We start from the raw sequence: 20709 nt of genomic DNA, 5'->3' as shown, positions 1-20709 counted from the left end.
TTGAAGGAGTAAACAATGACGAGAGATATGGACTTAGTGCGAGAAATTCTCTTGGCAATAGATGGCCATGAAAGAGGGTATGCCCCTCAACAAATGAAATTTGAGGGGTTTACAGACGAACAGATCGGATATCACGTTTATATCTTGGGGCAAGCGGGTCTACTTGAGGTCGCAGATGCCAGTTCTATTGACGGCTCTTCTCCTAAAGCAATTCCAATAAACCTGACTTGGGCTGGTCACGAATTCTTGGCGAATGCCAGAGAGCAGTCGCATTGGTTACAAGCCAAAAAATTAATGAAGGGCGCCGGAGAGGGTTCATTTCAAATATGGCAATCTGTTCTTACTAAAGTTGTCATGAACAGCTTGGGGCTATAGTTATGTTAAACCTTGCAGTCGAGCGGTACTGCCCAGAAGCGGGCGGCCAATCAATTTCATGTGTTGGCTGTACAAACTTTATAGACCTGACCTCGTAATACTTCCCATTGACCGTTACGGGAATAATAGTCGCAATTTAACATCTTAATTTAGTGCGTATTGGAGACAACATCATGGAACAATTATTGGCTAATCGCTCGGTTAGCATCACGGAATTTAAATGTAGACCTAGCGCCATCATCGAGCAGGCGGGCGATGATGCGGTTGCCGTGTTGAACCATAATCGTCCGGCGGCACTGTGTATGCGTCAGATGGCGGTACACTGGACACCGCAACTTTGCGCGAAGTGATTGCGATAAGCCGACGCGACTAACAACCGCCAATTTCGGCAGAACAAATGTTTGCCGAAATGAATGCAGCAATTGACCAGGTGGTCATTGAACAAGCCAGTTCGTAATGGTGAAGACGGCACAACTAGAGTTTGCCAAATGGGCGCGTAAAGATTGGTTTGAAATTGCTCGTAACGCGGATTTACAACGCCCAAGGATTAAACACTTGCGGGTACATCGCGAAATCCTGCACGTTACGGGTAACCACAGTGAAACCGTGGCATTGGGCAGTGGCCATGAGCAGGCCGTCCATCACCGGCATGGGTTGTCCAGCCAGTTCGGAGTGTGCGGTGATTTGCGCCCAGACGTGAAGGGCAGCGGCATTGAGCGGCAGGATGCGCCCAGCGAAGCGCTGCTCTACTTTACCCAGCCAATCAGTGAGTTTCTGGCTGCGGTGCGGGTCGCTTGCGCGCAGTTTGAGGATGTCTTTTTCGATTTCTCCCAGCGTGATGACACTGATGAACAGGCTGGATTCGTCTTGTTCATCTAGCCAGGCGATAACTTTCGGGGCAGGGGCTTTTTTGGCGTATTCGGAAAGCGCGCAGGTATCCAGCAGCCAGCTCATAGATCAATGTCGCGCCCGGTGTCGCGGCTGCGGGAAATATCCAGATCTTCGGCTGCGAGGTCGGGACGCAGCAGCACGCTGGAGAGCTTGGTTCGGTGGCGGGTGAGCCGGGCATATTCTTCAGCCGAAACAATTACCGCTGTGGGTTTTCCGTGCACCGTAACTACTTGAGTATCGCCACTCGCGGCCCCCTTGATAAGCTGGCTGAAATTGTCTTTTGCTTTTTGTAGTTGCCATTCTCTGTGCATGATGTTCTCCATTAATGTGGGCGTTAATTCTGGCCAGACTGGACAGGATTTAGCACAAAGCTTGCGGATTGGCTATAGGTGACTTCAATGAACTATCATTTCGACCAAAGGGAGAAATCTTGTAGGCGGCGCAGGTGATGTCCGGCGTGGCAAAGGCGGGGTTGGTGAAAGGAGGATTTGTGACCGAGCCGTCGCAAGGGCAATAGAACCGAGCAAGCGGGCATTTGTTCGCGAGTGGATTGGTACATTGGCGCGATGTCTAGCATTGACCGCTACATAAATAATGATCACAATTCGGTACCTTATTTAGTGCCTATTGGAGACAAAATCATGGAAAAATTATTGGCTAATCGCTCGGTTAGTATCACCGAACTTAAACGTAGCTCCAGCACTATCATCGAGCAGGCGGGCGATGAAGCGGTAGCCGTGTTAAACCATAATCGTCCGGCGGCTTATTTGGTTCCGGCGGCACTGTATATGCGTCAGATGGCGGCACTGGACGCCGCAACTTTGCGCGAAGCGATTGCGATCAGCCGACGCGACCAGCACCCGCCAATTCCAGCTGAACAAATGTTCGCCGAAATGCATGCAGCAATTAATCAGGTGGCCATTGAACAAGCCAGCGCGTAATGCCGAAGACTTGCGCCAGCTCCCGTATGAGCGATATTTAATTTTCTTTTCTGAAACTGATTCTGGCATCCTGGTCGAGCGAGTGCTGCACAGTGCGCGCAATCTTCCCCCACCCATACCAGGTTAGACATTTACCAAGACTGATACCATTGACTCTACGCTCTGAAAAGGGTCAGGGGGTCATGGCACTCGGTTAAGCTCTCGCTGAGCATAAATGAGGTCACGCGCGACTTGACGTGGCACGGTTAACAGCGGAAGGTTTTTGGGCCGTCGTTTCTTCGCGCGAGGCTCTATTCGGTCAGGTCGATACGGCAATCGCAGTGTCGCAATGCTGGTCGTCACTGTAGCAATCATGGTGCGAACTTGTTTTCCCGATGTTCGACGAAGCTGGTCGGCGAATGCACACAGCAGGCGCTTGGCACCGGTAAAACTCAGCACCCGTGGCAACACGTCCGCGAGCAATGCCGCCTTCGACATCGCCCAACGCACCAGGTTGTAGGCCATGAAATAAACCGCAATCTCCTTGTCCACCATAGGCTGTGATTTGCAACGCAGCACATCCATCTCAAGCGTCGCTTTGATGGTGCGGAAATCAACCTCAATGTTCCAGCGCATCTTGTAGAGCGCGCCAAGTTCTTGTGTCGAGACAGCCCTCGGATCAAGCAACGTCGTCACCAAAATGCGTCCATTAACCTCTACCTCGCGCATCGTGATAGATTCCGGGTGGCGGGCGTATTCTTCCGCGCTCATCGCTTTCGGTTTCGGTGGTCGTGGCCATTGCACCACATGGTCATTCTTGCCGAATCGCTGACCACGCATGAAGTCGGTGATCCGCACTCCATGCTGCGCCATCACCACATCAACCCCCCGGCTACTCGCGTCTTCAATGATCCACCACGTCGCCAACAGCGCATCGGCCAGCAATACATCACCGGCATTGATATTGTCCAGCAGGTTCGCCAACAGGCTTTGTTCCCCCGTCCCCTTGCCTTCGCATGCCGCAACTTGATAGCCCAGTATCGCGCCGCTGGACAAGCCGATGAGTGCGCCAATACGGGCGATGGGAAAGCCCAATCCCGGTTTCTGTTCACGGCTTTGCGGATAGGCCTGCTGATTGCTCGGTGTATCGGGCATCGAGATGGTCGTGCCATCAAACAACTTGACTGGCCGACCTTGCCATCGCCAAGCTGATGGCGTCATCGATTCCAGTCGCTCACCGATCATGGTGCCCAGCATCACCGGCAGGGTGATCGGCAGACGCTTGCGCGCGTCGCAGTAGGAGCCGGTGTTGAGCGCGCTCACCGATTGGCCTTGTGCGATCCGCTCGGACAAACGGCGGCCCACCACATCCTGACAGGCTCGGTCAGCCGACAGAACTTGGCCAACAAACAGGCGTAGCGTGTCCAATGGGGGATAGATGCGCTCACGGTGTGGCGCCACCAGTTCGCTCACGACCGCTGTAATCTCTTGGTTGCCAAAAGCCTGATCGAATGCGTTAGTGTCATCTTGCAAAAACTGCCGTCTAAACATCGCAACTTCCTGACGAACCCGCTCAACTTTGTTATCCTTCATTTGGGCTGACCTCCTGAAATTGGTGGCTTTCGTGTCGCAACAAAAGCTTACCATCAGAAGTGCTCAGCCCATCCTTTTTAGGGACGTCATAGCCTTAACCGAGTGCCATGAGGGTCAGGGGGGTCATGCATGATTGCCAGACCCGACCCAATACTGCTGCTCAGAATACAGAATAGAATTAGCCGGCTAGTTGTATCATGTAACTTTGCAAGGTAATGCAAAAATGCATGATTGCTAGACCTGACCCAATAGTGTTCGTTTAAGAAAAATGAGTTCAGTAAAATCAACGTTCTGAACAGGAAAGCACTCCGTCAAGGGCGCTATCCAAACAGTATTGAGACCTGCCCCTTCTCCGTTTTCTCGCATCTGTATCGTATGGATAGACTTGCCAGATTAGGCAAGTTTCCAATGGAAATGTTATCGGAAAACAGACAGCCGAAAATGAAGACAACAATTTGCTTTGAAAAAATTCCACCCAAAGCTGAAACAAGGTTTCAGAATGGGGGTTTTCTACAGCTTAGTTAACAGCCCCCAATGTCGATCACTCTCGCTGAAATTATTCAATCCCTCGACAAAGGTTGGGCAACTCTTATTGCAGCCAGTCTAGCTGCGGTTGTTTCGCTCGTAAGTCTCTCAATTTCCATTTGGTCATCTAGAGCGCAAGCACGTCTGGCCGGGTGCATGACAGACTGGACGAATGTGAGCAAGGAGGGGCGAGAATACAAACTCAAACAACTCACGTGCTTTTACGACCCGGTCTACACCCTTCTTGCCGCGAACAAAAACATCTTTGAGCGAATTGGGCCAATTTCTGCTGCGAAGCGGGGCGGCCAGTTCAACGACGAAGAAACTGCGAAAGTATGGGAGAAACTCTCGGCTGAGGTTATCGTTCCGAACAATATTAAGATTTGCGAAATTATCGAAAAGAACCTTCACTTCATGTCCGATGCTGACGACGAGTCTGTGTATCTGGAATTCGTGACTCATGCTCACGCGTATAAGGTCTTCGGGCAAGACGCTTATGAGGCTTACAAGCTTTTTCCGTTCCCGAAAGAGTTCTATTCTTTAGTCCAGCGAGCTAGAGCAGAAGTTCGCGCTAATCTCGCTTCCACGTATTCTTTGAAGGAAAAATAGGAAAAGCCATGGCATTGATTCATGCGCTGATGCGCTACAAGTCCGAAGGCAAGATGCGGTCGTTCGATATGCATGGAGATAAGAAGGCAACGGTAGCATTACCAAGCGGAAAATCTCTTACACTGTACATGTCCGATGAGTACATTATCGGCGGCTCCGAGATCGCGGAGGCCGCGGAGAACCCAAAGGCCCAATACCTTATCTACAACAGTTGGGACAAGGTAACTCAAAGCGCCTACTCCGAAGCTAGGCGAATTGGGATAGAGATTCACAACTTCGGTGCATTTGGTTTTCACCTTGATGAATTAAATGGTCGACCTTGACACCTTGTCGATCTGGTTGTGCCGCCGGCTTAGAGCTGAATTTGTATCCGAAGTGTGGATATTCGGTTCCTCCTTGGATGCAAATTGCCAGCCCAACGATATCGACATAATTGTTCAGTACCTAGACAAACACTCGAACGAAATTCCCGGATGGAGACGGAAGATTCAGTGCGAGTTTCTTGAGTGCTTTAGATTGCCCCTGCATTTGCTAGCACTGACCCACTCCGAATGCATTGAAGTAGCCACGTTTCTTGAATCCGCATTAAGAGGAGCCCGGCGTGTGCTATAGCAGGCTGCTAACCACTCATTCCACTGTACCTGCGCGAAAAGCCGCGCAGCCCCGTGAATTCAAACGTTGATGCTTTAGAGAAACTCAAAATTGTGAAAATCGCCTTATGAAAAATCAAAAGTTACGATACCTGTTTTCATTGAAAACAGTGTTCTTCTATAGCCTCGTTAGCTGTATCAAAATATGGCCTGGAAGTCTGGTAGTTGAGCTGAATGAAATGAAACCCAACATCTCACTTACAGGTTGCAAAGTTTTACTTTGTAAGTAATCTGGTTTCTATAACGACTGCAACTCAGGAACATTGCATTGTCCGTCTGGTGCAGTTGCGAGGGATGAAATATTTACAGGAGTAAGTTATGCACGCCACTCTGCCTTTGTTACAAGCCACTGAATTCCCCGCCTTGCGTCGTCGTACGCTCGAAATTCTACAAGTCAATCTGGGTTACAAATGCAACCAGACTTGCGTGCATTGTCATGTGAATGCCGGACCGACTCGTACCGAGATGATGGATAGTGAAACGCTGGCGCTGATTCCACAGGTGTTGGCGGCGCGCGACTTGCACACGCTTGATCTGACTGGCGGCGCACCGGAATTGCATGAGGGCTTTCGTGATCTGGTGCGCGCCGCTCGCGCACAAGGCCGCAAGGTGATTGACCGTTGCAATCTCACTATTCTGTTCGAGTCTGGACAGGAAGATCTCGCCGAATTTCTTGCCGCGCAACAGGTCGAGATTGTCGCCTCACTGCCCTGTTACGCGCAGGACAATGTGGACAAGCAGCGCGGTAAAGGCACGTTTGATAAGAGTATCGTCGCACTGCAAAAACTCAATGTGCTGGGTTACGGACAGCCTGACAGCGGCCTGACGCTGAACCTGGTGTTCAATCCGCAGGGTGCTTCACTGCCGCCAGATCAGACTGGGTTGCAAGCAGATTATCAGCGCGAGCTGTTCGAGCATTTTGGCATCGTGTTCAACCAGCTGTTTGTCATTACCAATATGCCGATCCAGCGTTTCGGTTCAATGTTGGTCTCCAAAGGCCAGTTCAACGACTACTTGCGCCTACTGCAAGAAAACTTCGCTGCTGCCAATCTCGACACGGTGATGTGCCGCAATCTGGTCAGTGTGGATTGGCAGGGATTTCTCTACGACTGCGATTTCAATCAACAGTTGGAGTTGGCTATCTCCGGCCAAGGTCGCCCGCATCTACGTGATCTGTTGCAACAAGACTTGCAGGATCATCCGATCCAAGTTGCCGGCCATTGCTACGGCTGCACTGCCGGACAGGGCAGCAGTTGTGGCGGCGCATTGAAAGAGGAAGAAAGCCTCACCACATGAAGCGTGCGCTGCTCGTTATATTGATTCTCGTGCTGATCGTTAGCTTCTTTGCTTTCGATCTGGAGCGTTTCTTAACGCTTGAATCGCTCAAGCAGAGTCAGCATGATTTTGCTGCGCTCAAGGCGCAGTCGCCCTGGTTGGTCGCGGCAGTTGGTTTTATGCTGTATGTAATTGCTGCTGCGCTTTCTTTGCCGGGCGCATTGGTTATGACACTGGCCATGGGTGCGGTGTTTGGGTTGGTGATGGGCGCGGTGTTGGTGTCATTCGCTTCCAGCATCGGCGGGACGCTGGCTTTCCTGGCCTCGCGCTTTGTGTTGCGCGACATCGTGCAGCAACGCTTCGGTGACAAATTGAAAGCGATTAACGATGGGGTGGCCAAAGACGGAGCTTGGTACCTGCTCACTTTGCGTCTGATTCCCGTGTTTCCATTTTTTCTCATTAACCTGCTAATGGGACTTACGCCGATGCGTACGCGCACCTTTTATTGGGTCAGCCAGGTGGGGATGCTGGCGGATACATTGGTGTTCGTGTATGCGGGAACGCAACTCGCGCAATTACAAAGCCTGTCCGGCATTCTGTCACCGGGGTTATTGCTTTCGTTTGTACTGTTGGGTTTTTTCCCGATGATCATCAAAAAAATCATAACCTGGCTGCAACGCCGCCGCGTTTATGCCAAATGGAATCTCCCGGCACGATTCGACCGCAATCTGATTGTGATCGGTGGCGGAGCGGGTGGGCTGGTGTCCGCCTACATCGCGTCGGCGGTCAAGGCCAAGGTGACGCTGATCGAGGCGAACAAGATGGGAGGCGATTGCCTCAATTACGGCTGCGTGCCGAGCAAGGCGTTGATCAGAAGTGCCAAGCTGGCGCATCAAATACGTCACGCCGATCATTATGGGCTGGAGGCGAACGAAGCAACGTTCAGCTTTCAAAAAGTGATGGCGCGTGTGCATGAGGTCATCCGCACCGTGGCGCCGCACGACAGCGAGGAACGCTATACCGGCCTGGGCGTGGAAGTGCTGCAAGGCTATGCGCGCATCACTGACCCGTGGACGGTAGAAATAAAATTGAACGATGGCACGACTCAAGTGCTCACCACGCGCAGCATCATCATTGCTACCGGTGCGCGGCCTTTCGTGCCGCCGCTGCCCGGTTTGGATGAGGTGGGTTACGTTACCAGCGAAACTCTGTGGGAAGCATTCGCCAAGTTGGACACGGCACCTGCGCGCTTGGTGGTGCTGGGCGGCGGCCCGATCGGTTGTGAATTGGCACAGAGTTTCGCGCGATTGGGCTCGCACGTCACCCAGATTGAGAGGGGGGCGCGCATCATGGTTCGCGAAGATAGCGAAGTTTCCGAGTTGGCTCGCGCCTCGCTCATCGCAGATGGGGTGGACGTGCTGACCGAGCATAAAGCCGTGCGCTGCGAGCAGGAAGACGGGCACAAATACATTGTGGTTGAACAGGATGGCAAATCGCGCCGTATCGAGTTCGATGCGTTGTTGTGTGCGGTAGGCCGCGTGGCTCGGCTGACAGGCTACGGCCTGGAAGAGCTGGGTATTGAAACCCAGCGCACAGTGGTCACCAACGACTATCTGGAAACTATTTATCCCAATATTTTTGCGGCGGGCGATGTGGTCGGACCTTACCAGTTTACTCATACCGCCGCCCACCAAGGGTGGTATACGGCGGTGAATGCACTGTTTGGTGATTTTTGGAAATTCAAGGCAGATTACTCGGTGATACCCTGGTCAACTTTCATGGATCCGGAAATCGCGCGCGTCGGGCTGAACGAACGAGAAGCGTGCGAGCAAGGCATTCCTTATGAAGTAGTGAAATATGGCATAGATGATCTCGATCGCGCCATCGTCGATGGCACGGCGTACGGCTTTGTCAAGGTACTGACCGTGCCCGGCAAGGACAAAATCCTCGGTGCCACCATTGTTGGCGAGCACGCTGGCGATTTGCTAATCGAGTTCGTGTTGGCGATGAAATACGGGTTGGGGCTGAACAAGATTCTTAACACCATTCATATTTACCCGACTCTGGCTGAAGCAAACAAATATGCGGCTGGGGAATGGAAACGCGCCCATTCGCCGCAAAAAGTGCTGGCGTGGTTGAAGCGTTATCACGCATGGAAGCGAGGCTGAATGATGCGCCTGTCCATCATCGTGCCAATGCTCAATGAAGCGGAGCAATTGCCGGAATTATTCGCGCACTTGCTGCCATACCAGCGAGCCGGTTGCGAGATCATATTTGTCGACGGCGGCAGTGCTGATGGATCAGCAATACTGTCTGAGGTGGCTGGGTTCATTGCGTTGCGCACTGCTCGCGGCAGAGCAAATCAAATGAATGCCGGCGCATCACGAGCCAGCGGTGATGTGCTGTTATTTTTGCATGCCGATACGCGCCTGCCACAGGAGGCAACACATTACATCGAGCTAGCTTTGGGAAATAAAGAGTCTTGCTGGGGGCGTTTCGATGTGTGCATCACCGGTCGTCCCATTATGTTGCGCGTGGTCAGCCGCTTAATGAATTGGCGCTCGCGCCTGACCGGAATTGCTACCGGTGATCAGGCGATATTCGTGCGGCGTGCCGTGTTCGAGCACTTACGGGGATTTCCTGATCAGCCGCTAATGGAAGATGTTGAGCTGAGCAAACGGTTGCTGGCGTTCTCGCGTCCCGTATGCATTGCACATTGTGTGACGACATCCGGTCGGCGTTGGGAGGTGCACGGGGTATGGCGTACTATTCTGCTGATGTGGCGTTTGCGCTGGGCGTATTGGCGCGGCACGGATGCGGGTGAGTTAGCGAGGTTGTACCAATGATACCCACCCGCATCATTATTTTTGCCAAAGCCCCGCAGCCCGGTTTTGCCAAGACGCGCCTGATTCCCTTGCTGGGGGCTGAGGCTGCGGCCAAACTGGCGCTGCAGATGCTGTCCAACACTTTGTTCAACGCACAGGCCGCTGACATCGGCACGGTCGAGTTATGCAGCACACCCAATATTGACGATATCGCTTGGCAAGGTATAACACTTCCGGCTGGCCTTGAGATTACCGATCAAGGCGAGGGTGATCTCGGTGCGCGACTGGCGCGTGCATCAAAGCGCGCCATTGAAAATACAGGATTCGTTTTATTGATTGGTACAGACTGCGTGGAAATGTCCGCCACCTTGCTGCGTGAGGCTGCTCAATCATTGCACGAACACGATGCAGTTATCCATTGCACCGCCGATGGCGGTTATGCGCTGCTGGGACTCAAGCGCTACAGTGCAGTGCTATTCAGTGACATGCCGTGGAGCACCGATGCAGTTGCCCGCATCACCATCGCGCGTATCGGGCAGCTCGGCTGGTCGCTGCATGTTGGGCAGTTGTTGCACGATGTGGATACGCCGCAGGATTTGAAATATTTGCTACCGAACATAGAGGTCCCATGACATTACGGAACTTAGTGCTGCTGATAGGGTCAACTCTCTCTTTACTGGCTCAAGCGAGCGATGAAGTCTGGCTCGATCATTTCACCCAGGAGTCCGTGGATGTTCCGTCTCCGTGGCAATTGATACAGCTCAATAAAAAAGTACCGCCCACTCATTACCGCGTCACGCGATGGGACGATGTGTTGGCCATCGAAGCCACCGCCGAGCGCAGTATGACGTTGCTGGCGCGACCAGTCGAGATCGATTTGAATCGCACGCCGGTGTTGTGCTGGCGCTGGCGCGTGGATGCCCCGCTGGTCACGGCCGACATGGCCACCAAAGCAGGGGATGATTATGCTGCGCGCGTGTATGTTTCGTTTGCTATGCCGGCGTCTGCGCTGAGTTTTACGACACGCGTCAAACTCAAGCTGGCACGCAGTATCTATGGCGATGCGGTGCCCGATGCCGCGATCAATTATGTGTGGGACAATCGTTATCCGGTGGGTACGCGCAAGCCAAATGCTTATAGCGACCGCATCCACATGATAGTGGCCGAATCGGGTGCTGCGAATGCAGGAAAATGGGTCGTTGCACGCCACGATGTGCAGAAGGATATGGTTACGGAGTTTGGATCAGAGCAGGCGCACCTGGTTCTGCTCACCGTCGCATCCGACACCGACAATACTGGAGAACACGCTCACGCCGGTTTTGCTGATTTTCAGTTTGTTGAGCAAGACGCAGCGTGTTTTGCAGAGCCCGTTGCAGTTAAGCCCTGACTCATATAGATTGTAACCAGCAATAGGTCATCAATAGTCAGTTTTCACCCTAATACTTACCAGGAGGAATATCATGAGCAATCTACTGGAACAACTGAAATCCATGACCACCATCGTGGCGGATACCGGCGATATCGAAGCGATTCACCTTCACCAGCCGCAGGATGTCACCACCAATCCGTCATTGTTGCTCAAAGCTGCCTCACTGCCGGAATACGTTCCGCTCATCGAAAATGTCATCGTCTGGGCCAAATCGCAATGCAATGATCATGAGCAGCGGGCGCAAGCTGCTATGGACAGACTGGCGGTAGATGTCGGTGTGGAGGTGCTCAAGTATATTCCGGGACGTATTTCGACCGAAGTGGATGCGCGGCTTTCCTTCGATACCACAGCCACGGTGAACAAGGCTCGCAAGCTGATCAGTCTTTACAACGCAGCAGGCATACCCAACGACCGCGTGCTGATCAAGATCGCCTCTACTTGGGAAGGCATCCGCGCTGCGGAAATCCTTGAACGCGAAGGCATCAACTGCAACCTTACCCTGCTGTTCGGTTTTGCCCAGGCACGCGCCTGCGCCGAGGCGGGCGTGACGTTGATCTCCCCGTTTGTCGGACGCATTCTTGATTGGCACAAGGCTAAAAGCGGGCATGACTTTGCGGCGGAAGCAGATCCTGGCGTACAGTCGGTACGCAAAATTTATGCGTACTACAAGTCGCACGGTTACAACACCATTATCATGGGTGCTTCGTTCCGCAACATGGGCGAGATATTGGCGCTGGCCGGATGTGACCGCCTCACCATCGCGCCCCCTTTATTGGAAGAGCTGAAAGCCACTCAAGGTGAGCTAGTACGGCAATTGAACGATACTGGAGCGTTCGAACCGCAGCCACCACCCATGGCCGAAGCGACATTCCGCTGGGAGATAAACGAGGACGCCATGGCCACGGAAAAACTGGCGGAAGGCATACGCGGTTTCACCGTGGATCAAATCAAACTGGAAAAAACACTTGCAGAAAAGCTTTAGAGCAGCACAGCACTGCACGTCCCGGCTTGCCGGATGTATGTATATAAGTCATATCACTTAAAAGGATAGGCCACATGAAAATCCTGGAACCCTGTACGCTGGTTTTTTTCGGTGCCGGTGGGAATTTGAGCCGACGCAAACTGATTCCAGCATTGTTTAATCTGGAAACCGCACAGCGTCTGCCTGACCATCTGATTATCCTGGGTTGTGATATTGCCCACTACGACCATGAACAATGGCTGGATGTTGTAAGTGACATTCTGCGTAAAGTGCATGGTACGAAAATTGACGAAGCAGCATTGCAACGTTTTTGTACTCGCCTGCATTATTTTTCCATTCCACCTGGTGATGAGGAGGCTTATACGCGGCTGCAAACCTTGCTGGACGATGATCCGAAATTTCCACCAAACGTGATGTATTACATGGCGGTGCGCCCCGTCGATTATCCCGGCATCGTGGAAAGGCTGGGCAACATCGGGCTGTTGAAACAGCATAACGGCTGGCGTCGCGTGGTGATTGAAAAACCGTTCGGTTACGATCTACTTTCGGCGCAAACCCTGCAAGCCAGTCTCTATCGTCATCTCGATGAGTCGCAGATCTATCGCATTGATCACTACCTCGGCAAGGGTACGGTGCAGAACATTATGGTGTTCCGCTTCGCAAACCTGCTGCTGGAACCGTTGTGGAAAAATCACTACATCGACCATGTGCAGATCACCCATTCCGAGACGCTGGGGGTGGAAGGGCGCGCTGATTACTACGAAGGTGCAGGCGCGCTGCGCGACATGGTGCAGAGCCATTTGATGCAGTTATTAGCACTGGTGGCGATAGAGCCGCCGTTGAGCATGTCTGCAGAACACTTGCGTGATGAGAAAGTGAAAGTGCTGAAAGCTATCCGTCCCATCACCCAGAACGCGGTGCATGCCCACGCTTTTCGCGGCCAGTACGCCAGCGGCATGATCGACGGCAAGACCGTGCCTGGTTATTTGGAAGAGCCAAATGTCGCGCCTGGCAGCACGACCGAAACCTATGCCGCAATGAAATTGTTCATCGACAACTGGCGCTGGGCGGGCGTGCCGTTCTATCTGCGCACCGGCAAACGCATGGCCGAAGGTAGCTCGGCGATTTGCATACGCTTCAAGGCGCCGCCGCAGGATTTGCTGCGGCACATCCGTAAAGGTGCGCCGCAACCAAATTGGATTATGCTTGGCATCCAGCCGAACGATTGTCTGAAGATGGAGTTGCAGGTCAAGGTGCCGGGGCTGGATATGCAAACACGCACTATCAGCCTGGATGCGACGTATCGCAAAGCTGGCGAGGAAGATTTTGATGCTTACGAGGGGTTAATCCTTGATGTCATCCTCGGCGACCACTCGCTGTTTCTGCGCATTGATGAAGTCGAGGCGGCCTGGCGCGTGGTTGATCCCGTAATCAAGGTGTGGTCGATGGAGCGCAGCTTCATCAACACCTATCCCGCCGGTAGCTGGGGGCCGCGCGGCACCTACCGTTTATTTGATCGTGAAGACCAGTTCTGGCGTCATTCCTTAAATCCAGAAGGAGGCAATCTTGAGGCATATTAAAATGGGATCTATCCTTACCGGTGATATCGGCGGTACCAAAACCCGTTTGGCGTTAGTCGAGGTGAACGGGAGTGACGTTGTCATCCTCCACGAACTTAGTTATCCCAGCCAGCGCTATGACACTTTTGAAACGTTGCTAAGTGAATTTTTGTCATCGGGTAATCACGTTGACGATGCGACTTTTGGCATTGCCGGGCAGGTGCAAAATGGCGTGGCGCAAGCGACTAATTTGCCGTGGCGGATCGATGCCGCCGCACTGCGCCAACGCTTCGGTTTTTTGCGCTGCCATCTGCTGAATGATTTAGAGGCCACAGCTTATGGTTTGCCCGCGCTAGGCGATGCTGATTTATTGACGCTGCAAGCGGGGGCGCCCGAAGTGCTGGGTAATGCGGCGGTGATCGCTGCCGGGACGGGTTTGGGCGAGGCGGGTTTATATTGGGACGGACAATCATATCGCCCCTTCGCCACGGAAGGCGGACACGCCACGTTCAGTCCGCGCAACACCCTGGAATTTGCCTTGCTAAGACATTTACAACAACGCCATTCTGAGAACATGAGAGGACATGTCAGTTGGGAGCGTGTCGTTTCCGGCATGGGGCTGCTTGATCTGTATGCATTCTTGCTTGACTACCGGCATGCATCGACCCCAGTGTGGCTAGCGGAAGAGATGCGTAATATAGATGCAGCGGCAGCAATTTCCGCTGCGGCACTGGCAAACAGCGATGCAGTATGCGTGGAGACGATGCAATTATTCGTCAGCTTGTATGGCGCGGAAGCCGGCAATCTGGCACTCAAAGTGATGAGCCGTGGCGGCCTCTATATTGGCGGTGGTATCGCACCGAAAATATTACCATTGTTGCAGACGGGTGATTTCCTCAATGCCTTTCTCGACAAAGGGCGGATGCGACCGCTACTGGCGGCGATGCCGGTCAAAGTGATTCTGAATGATCGCGCGGCATTGTATGGCCCGGCCTTGTTTGCCGCACACCATGCTGAAAAGATAGTTTGAACGGCTTTCACCGTGCCGAATATCTTAAGGTTGGTCTTAATGTCTGAACTCAGAGCACAAAAAAATTTATTTTATTAGAGGAGTAAATAATGCAGATTGGAATGATAGGGTTGGGACGTATGGGTGCAAACATGGTTCGTCGTTTGCAGCGCGCTGGACATCAATGTGTCGTGTTTGATCGCAGCAGCGAAGCAGTACAAGCACTGGCAAACGAGGGTATGACACCTGCTGTCAGCGTGCAGGATTTTGTGAATAAGTTGAGTGTACCGCGCGCCATCTGGTTAATGTTGCCCGCGGCGGTGGTGGATGCCAGCATCACAGAATTGACCCCGTTGTTAAGCGCGGACGATATCATTATTGATGGCGGTAATTCCTATTATAAGGACGACATCGTCCGCGCAAAGAATCTGTCGGCGCAGTCCATCCATTATACGGATGTGGGGGTCAGCGGCGGGACTTGGGGGCTGGAGCGCGGTTATTGCCTGATGATTGGTGGCCAGCAACACACGGTTGCGCACTTGCAACCCATCTTTGCTGCACTGGCGCCAGGTGTGGAAACTGCACCGCGCACCGAAGGACGCAACGGGCAGCCGAGCACGGCCGAGATCGGCTATCTGCACTGCGGGCCCGAGGGAGCCGGGCACTTCGTCAAGATGGTTCATAATGGTATTGAATACGGCATGATGGCCGCCTATGCCGAAGGTTTCAATCTATTGCGTCATGCCAATGTTGGTAACCTGTCACATAGGGTGGATGCAGAAACCACCCCGTTACGCGAGCCGGAAGCGTTCCGCTACGATATTAACGTGGCCGAAGTAGCTGAGTTATGGCGGCGCGGCAGCGTGGTGAGTTCCTGGTTACTTGATTTGACCGCACATGCGTTGCAAGTCGATCCGAACCTGGAAGGGTTTGGCGGTAAGGTGTCGGACTCCGGTGAAGGACGCTGGACTAGCATCGCCGCTATCGAATCAGGTACGCCCGCGCCGGTTCTGACCGCCGCATTATTTGATCGCTTTAACTCGCGCGGAGAAGCAGATTACGGCAACAAATTGTTGTCTGCCTTGCGCTATGAATTCGGCGGGCATCATGAGAAACACTAGCAGGCTCATCCTTCGTTGGAAATGCAGCTATCGTTCAGACTCATACCACATTAAACAAGGCTGGATTTTGCCAGCCGATTCATTTGATAGTATTATTACAAAATAATAAGTGGTTCAATAGCCGTAGAAAGTATCATCAGGACAATGTGCATTTAAGGATGAAATTTGAATGTGCATTGTATACAAATACATTAGTATTTTTAATGGCTTAGTAACGCCGTCTTGGTATTACGCAGCAGGCTGTTGGATAACTTGAAAGAATTGGCGGGCCTCCCCGCATTGCAAGGTGGTGAACCTGGTCAGATCCGGAAGGAAGCAGCCATAACCATTTACTGCAAGTGCCGGGGATAAGGCTCGCCTCCTTATTCGGAGCTGGAGTGACAATGAAAAAGATCTGTGTACTGATCGGTGCGTTATTGTTAAATGGGAATGTGTGGGCCATAGATGGTGTTTCCGCTGAGATTGGAAGTGGCGATAAAACCAATATGGCGCGTATCGGCGCCCAATGGAATTGGCAAAAGAAGTGGTTTACCGATGGCAACTGGTTGGTGACTGGCTATTGGGAAGCTTCAGCTGGACGGTGGAACGGCCAAAACAGTGCGGGCAGTAATCACAACATTACGGATATCGGTTTTACTCCGGTGTTTCGTCTGCAACAGAAAAATCTTTCCGGCTTGGCGCCTTACCTGGAAGCAGGGATTGGAGTTCATCTGATTTCCGATATTCATATCAATGCCGACCGTAGATTTAGTACCGCTTTTCAATTCGGTGATCATCTCGGCGCAGGCCTGCGTTTCGGGGATCGGAAGCAGTTCGATCTAGGCTATCGTTTTCAGCATCTATCTAATGGTTCAATTAAGCACCCAAATCCAGGCATTAATTTTAGCCAAATTCGCCTTGCCTACCATTTTTGAGACAACGTAAATTTTGTCAGTAACTTCTGTTCTAGCGCGCAAATGGCGACCTAAGATCTTCGCGCAATTGGCGGGGCAGAAGCATGTTGTGCAGGCATTAAGCAATGCGCTGACACAAAATCGTTTACATCACGCCTATTTGTTCACTGGCACGCGCGGCGTAGGCAAAACTACCATCGCGCGCATTTTTGCAAAATCTTTGAATTGTATCAGCGGCATTACCGCCACACCGTGTGGAATTTGTAGCGCTTGCACGGAAATCGACAGTGGACGTTTTGTTGATCTCATTGAATTGGATGCGGCCTCTAATACCGGCATTGATAATATGCGCGAAGTACTGGATAACGCCCAATATCTGCCCACATTGGGACGCTACAAAGTTTATCTGATTGATGAAGTACATATGCTTTCCAAGGCGGCCTTCAACTCAATGTTAAAAACATTGGAAGAGCCGCCCGCGCACGTCAAATTTATTCTCGCCACAACTGACCCGCAAAAAATCCCCGTCACTGTTCTGTCGCGCTGCTTGCAATTCAATCTGAAACAGTTGCCGCCTGCGTTAATCGTCGCACACTTGGAGTATGTGCTGGGGCAGGAAGACATCACGTTTGAAATCGCAGCGCTGGCATTGCTGGCCCGTGCGGCGCAGGGCAGTATGCGCGATGCGCTAAGCTTGCTCGATCAAGCCATTGCCTATTCCGATTCCAAAATCGATGAGACGACGGTTCGTAATATGTTAGGCGCGATCGACCAGAGTTATCTGTATGACGTATTGCAAACTTTGCTGGCGCGAGACGGAGTCGGTTTGCTGCGTATAGCTGACGATATGCAAAGCCGCAGCTTGGCGTTTGATGCTGCCTTGCAAGACTTGGCGACTCTGTTGCATCGTGTTGCTCTGGCGCAAACGGTGCCGCAAGCCATTCCAGAAGATGAGCCGGAGCGAATGCGCTTACTGGAACTGGCGCAGAGTTTTAGCGCGGAGGAAATTCAGTTGTATTATCAGATTGCCATACACGGGCGAAATGAAATTGACCTTGCGCCTGATGAGTATGCTGGTTTCACCATGACGTTGTTACGCATGTTGGCATTCAGGCCAGCTGGCGCCAAGGCGATGTCGGAACAGCGCACAGTTGAAGTGGCGACATTGCCAGTGGCTCAAGCTACTGCGATACCTGCGCCACAGCCAAAGCCGCAATCACAACTGCAACCTATTCAGACTATTTCACCACCAGTCAATCCGGTAGAAACTACTTCGGTGACACTTGATTGGAGCACATTATTGGCACAACTGAATGTGCAAGGTATGGCACGTGAATTGGCGAAGCATTGCACGCTGGAAAGTTTTGTTGAGGGACGGTTAACTTTAGTTTTAGCACCGCAGCACAAACATTTGTTGACCAATAAAATGGCCCAGGAAAAATTGCAGGCCGCTCTTACCGACTATTTCGTTCAGCCAGTGCGATTGTCGGTTACGTTAGGTGTGAACAACGTGGCCACCCCAGCCGCAGTTGAACAGCAAGTGAAACAGACACGTCAGCAGCACGCAGTTGAGGCCATTATGCAAGACCCATTTGTGCGTGAAGCACAGGCACAATTAGGCGCTCAGATACTTGAAGAAACGATCAAATCAATACAATAAATTAAGGAGGGTACAGACATGATGAAGGGCGGATTGGCCGGGATGATGAAACAAGCCCAGCAGATGCAACAGAACATGAAAAAGGCGCAGGACGAGCTCGCTACAGTCGAGGTAGAAGGTCAAGCCGGTTCCGGCATGGTAAAAGTGGTTATGACCTGTGCCCATGATGTGCGCCGCGTGATGCTGGATAACAGTTTGTTATCCGACGATAAGGAAATGCTGGAAGATTTGATCGTGGCGGCAATGAATGATGCGATGAAGCAGGTGGCTGCAGTGACCCAACAAAAAATGGGTGGCTTCACAGCGGGCATGAATCTGCCGCCCGGCATGAGTTTGCCATTCTGAATACCCTAATGTTTTTAGTATCTGGATGAACACACTTTCCAGTCTGGAAGAAATGATAGCCGCCTTGCGCTGTCTGCCCGGTGTTGGACCGAAATCTGCACAGCGTATGGCATACCATTTGCTGCAACGCGACAAACCAGGCGCATTGCGTCTAGCACGAGCGCTTGGACATGCTGTGGAAAACATCCATCATTGTGCCAAGTGTAATAATTTTTCCGAAGAAGAAATTTGCGCTTTGTGCCGTTCGCCCAAGCGTGATACTAGCCTGCTGTGTGTGGTGGAGATGCCAGCCGACTTGCTCATGATGGAACAGGCGCAGTGCTATCGCGGTATGTATTTTGTGCTGATGGGACGGCTTTCTCCACTGGATGGCATCGGCCCGCGTGAATTGCACCTTGAACGGCTGGTTAGGCGGGCACAGGAAAATACATGCGAAGTGATACTTGCCACTAATTTCACCGTAGAAGGTGATGCCACTGCACACTACATTACTATCTTGCTATGCGCGCAGGGCATTAAAGTGTCGCGCATCGCGCGCGGGCTGCCAGTGGGTGGCGAACTGGAACATGTGGATAGCGGTACGCTGGCGCAAGCTGTGCTGGAAAGACGAGAGGTTACAGGATGAATGAACATGCAAAGCAACCAGAACAACAAGGCGAGCGCTTGCAGAAGGTATTGGCGCAGGTCGGCTTGGGTTCCCGTCGTACTATGGAAGAATGGATTTCCGCTGGGCGCATAACGGTGAACGGAGAAGTAGCGACGCTGGGTATGCGTGTGACCGAAGATGACGTGGTGCGTGCCGACAAGCGCATTGTTAATATTAGAACAAGTAACAATAATTTGCCGCGTGTATTGCTGTATCACAAGCAGGAAGGCGAGATTGTTAGTCGCGATGATCCAGAAAAGCGTGCAAACGTGTTCGACAAATTACCTAAGTTGCGAAGCATGAAATGGGTTGCCATTGGGCGGCTCGATTTTAATACCAGTGGGTTGTTGATTTTTACGACCTCTGGTGATCTGGCTAACCGACTAATGCACCCGCGCTTTGAAGTGGAACGCGAATACGCTGTGCGCGTGCAGGGCAGTATGAGTGATGAGCAGATGGAGCAGATGGTGAAGGAAGGAATCACCTTGGAGGATGGCCCGGTGAAGTTCGAGAGGCTTACCGACGAAGGAGGGGAGGGCTACAACCACTGGTATCGCCTGATGTTGAAGGAAGGGCGCAATCGTATTGTGCGTCGTACTTTCGAAGCATTAGGTTTGCCCATTAGCCGTTTAATACGTGTACGCTTCGGCATCGTTAACCTGCCGCCTCGCTTGAAGCGAGGCACGCTGGCAGAACTCGGTACAGGAGAGGTGAGTCAAATTCTTGACTGGGTGGGCATGGAATCGAAACCTGTTACGGAGAAAGTCGCTGCATGGACGGGAAGCAAGGCCGAAAAATTTGATAATGGAATTACGGATGCGGGGCATAAAAATAAAAAAATAGGCACTGACATGAGTGCCGCTCCCCATCGCAAGACAGACTCACGTCGTAGCACAACACCGTTTAAAAATAAAGTGCGCCCCTGAAATAGGCGCCAAGCTCTGATTTTTCCTTGAAAATATTTCGAGTTGTCAAAAAGTAACCATGCAACGGCAATTTAATCTTCAACCTTCCATTTATTTTACAATCGCATTAGTTGCCTCGCATGGCGCTACGCTCGCGGTTCTGGTTCCATTAGCTTTGCCATTATGGGCGAAGATACTGCTGGCCTCGCTTGTGTTAGTTAGCCTGCTGTATCACGTATGGCATGATGCCTGGTTGTTAGCGCTATCCTCTAACAAAACGTTACTGCTGGACGGAGACATGATCCTGTTGATTGCGCGCAATGGGGATCAAGTGACTACGCGGGTATCGGCCGATAGTCTGGTTACTCCTTTTCTCACCATACTGAATGTGCTGCCGCAAGAGAAGTACTTAGCGCGTAGCATCATTATTTTGCCGGACAGTCTGGATGCTGAATCTTTCCGGCAGTTACGAGTGTGGCTAAGGTGGGGGAGCTAGT

General features: G+C 52.1%; 23 protein-coding genes and 1 other RNA gene. 21 read left to right on the top strand and 3 right to left on the bottom strand.

From position 1 onward, the window contains the following. The first annotated feature begins 15 nt into the window (after nucleotides 1–15). Both W01_RS02980 and W01_RS13845 read left to right on the top strand, forming a co-directional pair. A complete protein-coding gene (locus tag W01_RS02980) occupies nucleotides 16–375 on the top strand; it encodes a DUF2513 domain-containing protein (RefSeq protein WP_173052130.1) in 360 nt (119 codons plus the stop codon). A gap of 173 nt (nucleotides 376–548) precedes the next feature. Beyond that, complete coding sequence (locus W01_RS13845) at nucleotides 549–725, top strand: hypothetical protein (protein WP_198421330.1); 177 nt, start codon at nucleotides 549–551, stop codon at nucleotides 723–725. Between the two features lie 181 nt (nucleotides 726–906). Here W01_RS13845 and W01_RS02970 read toward each other — a convergent pair whose 3' ends face one another. Both W01_RS02970 and W01_RS02965 read right to left on the bottom strand, forming a co-directional pair. Next, nucleotides 907–1329, bottom strand: a complete 423-nt coding sequence (locus W01_RS02970) for a type II toxin-antitoxin system VapC family toxin (RefSeq protein WP_173052129.1) — start codon at nucleotides 1327–1329, stop codon at nucleotides 907–909. Beyond that, nucleotides 1326–1577 carry a type II toxin-antitoxin system Phd/YefM family antitoxin gene (locus tag W01_RS02965; protein WP_173052128.1) on the bottom strand — a complete coding sequence of 84 codons (252 nt, stop codon included), beginning with the start codon at nucleotides 1575–1577 and terminating at the stop codon, nucleotides 1326–1328. The genes W01_RS02970 and W01_RS02965 overlap by 4 nt, the downstream gene beginning before the upstream one ends. A gap of 330 nt (nucleotides 1578–1907) precedes the next feature. Between W01_RS02965 and W01_RS02960 the strand changes: the two genes are divergently transcribed. After that, nucleotides 1908–2207, top strand: a complete 300-nt coding sequence (locus W01_RS02960; RefSeq protein ID WP_173052127.1) for a type II toxin-antitoxin system prevent-host-death family antitoxin — start codon at nucleotides 1908–1910, stop codon at nucleotides 2205–2207. 180 nt (nucleotides 2208–2387) lie between these two features. On the opposite strand, the gene W01_RS02955 is transcribed toward W01_RS02960, so the two are convergent. Continuing rightward, complete coding sequence (locus W01_RS02955) at nucleotides 2388–3779, bottom strand: IS4 family transposase (RefSeq protein ID WP_173052126.1); 1392 nt, start codon at nucleotides 3777–3779, stop codon at nucleotides 2388–2390. A 534-nt stretch (nucleotides 3780–4313) separates the two neighbouring features. Between W01_RS02955 and W01_RS02950 the strand changes: the two genes are divergently transcribed. From W01_RS02950 to W01_RS02865, 18 genes are all read left to right on the top strand, one after another. Then, nucleotides 4314–4913: a hypothetical protein gene (locus W01_RS02950; protein ID WP_173052125.1), complete on the top strand. Its 600-nt coding sequence runs from the start codon at nucleotides 4314–4316 to the stop codon at nucleotides 4911–4913. An 8-nt stretch (nucleotides 4914–4921) separates the two neighbouring features. Further along, the gene (locus W01_RS02945; protein WP_173052124.1) at nucleotides 4922–5236 is read left to right on the top strand and encodes a hypothetical protein; all 315 of its coding nucleotides are present in this window, start codon (nucleotides 4922–4924) and stop codon (nucleotides 5234–5236) included. 645 nt (nucleotides 5237–5881) lie between these two features. Beyond that, nucleotides 5882–6859, top strand: a complete 978-nt coding sequence (gene arsS, locus W01_RS02940) for an arsenosugar biosynthesis radical SAM (seleno)protein ArsS (RefSeq protein WP_173052123.1) — start codon at nucleotides 5882–5884, stop codon at nucleotides 6857–6859. Then, nucleotides 6856–9006 (top strand): FAD-dependent oxidoreductase, encoded by a 2151-nt coding sequence (locus tag W01_RS02935; RefSeq protein ID WP_173052122.1) that lies wholly within the window; start codon nucleotides 6856–6858, stop codon nucleotides 9004–9006. Before arsS ends, W01_RS02935 begins: the two co-directional genes overlap by 4 nt. Then, nucleotides 9007–9684, top strand: a complete 678-nt coding sequence (locus W01_RS02930; RefSeq protein WP_242007022.1) for a TIGR04283 family arsenosugar biosynthesis glycosyltransferase — start codon at nucleotides 9007–9009, stop codon at nucleotides 9682–9684. Beyond that, on the top strand, nucleotides 9681–10295 hold the full coding sequence (locus W01_RS02925) for a TIGR04282 family arsenosugar biosynthesis glycosyltransferase (RefSeq protein WP_173052121.1): 615 nt from the start codon (nucleotides 9681–9683) through the stop codon (nucleotides 10293–10295). The genes W01_RS02930 and W01_RS02925 overlap by 4 nt, the downstream gene beginning before the upstream one ends. Further along, a complete protein-coding gene (locus W01_RS02920) occupies nucleotides 10292–11050 on the top strand; it encodes a DUF3047 domain-containing protein (RefSeq protein ID WP_173052120.1) in 759 nt (252 codons plus the stop codon). Before W01_RS02925 ends, W01_RS02920 begins: the two co-directional genes overlap by 4 nt. Nucleotides 11051–11123: 73 nt before the next feature. Continuing rightward, nucleotides 11124–12074, top strand: coding sequence for a transaldolase (gene tal, locus W01_RS02915; protein ID WP_173052119.1), 951 nt, complete (start codon nucleotides 11124–11126; stop codon nucleotides 12072–12074). Nucleotides 12075–12148: 74 nt separating this feature from the next. Next, on the top strand, nucleotides 12149–13654 hold the full coding sequence (zwf, locus tag W01_RS02910) for a glucose-6-phosphate dehydrogenase (RefSeq protein ID WP_173052118.1): 1506 nt from the start codon (nucleotides 12149–12151) through the stop codon (nucleotides 13652–13654). Beyond that, entirely contained in the window at nucleotides 13641–14663 is a 1023-nt protein-coding gene (gene glk / locus W01_RS02905) for a glucokinase (protein WP_242007021.1), read from the top strand. Before zwf ends, glk begins: the two co-directional genes overlap by 14 nt. A gap of 89 nt (nucleotides 14664–14752) precedes the next feature. Then, nucleotides 14753–15763 (top strand): phosphogluconate dehydrogenase (NAD(+)-dependent, decarboxylating), encoded by a 1011-nt coding sequence (gnd, locus tag W01_RS02900; RefSeq protein WP_173052117.1) that lies wholly within the window; start codon nucleotides 14753–14755, stop codon nucleotides 15761–15763. Between the two features lie 263 nt (nucleotides 15764–16026). After that, nucleotides 16027–16125, top strand: an RNA gene (gene ffs / locus W01_RS02895) — signal recognition particle sRNA small type. 21 nt (nucleotides 16126–16146) lie between these two features. Beyond that, the gene (locus W01_RS02890) at nucleotides 16147–16677 is read left to right on the top strand and encodes an acyloxyacyl hydrolase (RefSeq protein ID WP_173052116.1); all 531 of its coding nucleotides are present in this window, start codon (nucleotides 16147–16149) and stop codon (nucleotides 16675–16677) included. A 13-nt stretch (nucleotides 16678–16690) separates the two neighbouring features. Further along, complete coding sequence (gene dnaX, locus W01_RS02885; RefSeq protein ID WP_173052115.1) at nucleotides 16691–18316, top strand: DNA polymerase III subunit gamma/tau; 1626 nt, start codon at nucleotides 16691–16693, stop codon at nucleotides 18314–18316. Between the two features lie 18 nt (nucleotides 18317–18334). Then, nucleotides 18335–18661 (top strand): YbaB/EbfC family nucleoid-associated protein, encoded by a 327-nt coding sequence (locus W01_RS02880; RefSeq protein ID WP_173052114.1) that lies wholly within the window; start codon nucleotides 18335–18337, stop codon nucleotides 18659–18661. 25 nt (nucleotides 18662–18686) lie between these two features. Continuing rightward, nucleotides 18687–19286, top strand: coding sequence for a recombination mediator RecR (gene recR, locus W01_RS02875; protein ID WP_173052113.1), 600 nt, complete (start codon nucleotides 18687–18689; stop codon nucleotides 19284–19286). Beyond that, on the top strand, nucleotides 19283–20233 hold the full coding sequence (gene rluB / locus W01_RS02870; RefSeq protein ID WP_173052112.1) for a 23S rRNA pseudouridine(2605) synthase RluB: 951 nt from the start codon (nucleotides 19283–19285) through the stop codon (nucleotides 20231–20233). Before recR ends, rluB begins: the two co-directional genes overlap by 4 nt. Nucleotides 20234–20291: 58 nt before the next feature. Continuing rightward, nucleotides 20292–20708, top strand: a complete 417-nt coding sequence (locus W01_RS02865) for a protein YgfX (RefSeq protein WP_173052111.1) — start codon at nucleotides 20292–20294, stop codon at nucleotides 20706–20708. Nucleotide 20709: the final 1 nt, after the last annotated feature.

The organism is Candidatus Nitrotoga sp. AM1P (assembly GCF_013168275.1).
Lineage (GTDB): Bacteria > Pseudomonadota > Gammaproteobacteria > Burkholderiales > Gallionellaceae > Nitrotoga.
The sequence above is the reverse complement of the archived record's forward strand: the minus strand, read 5'-3'. Positions and strand labels throughout refer to the sequence as shown.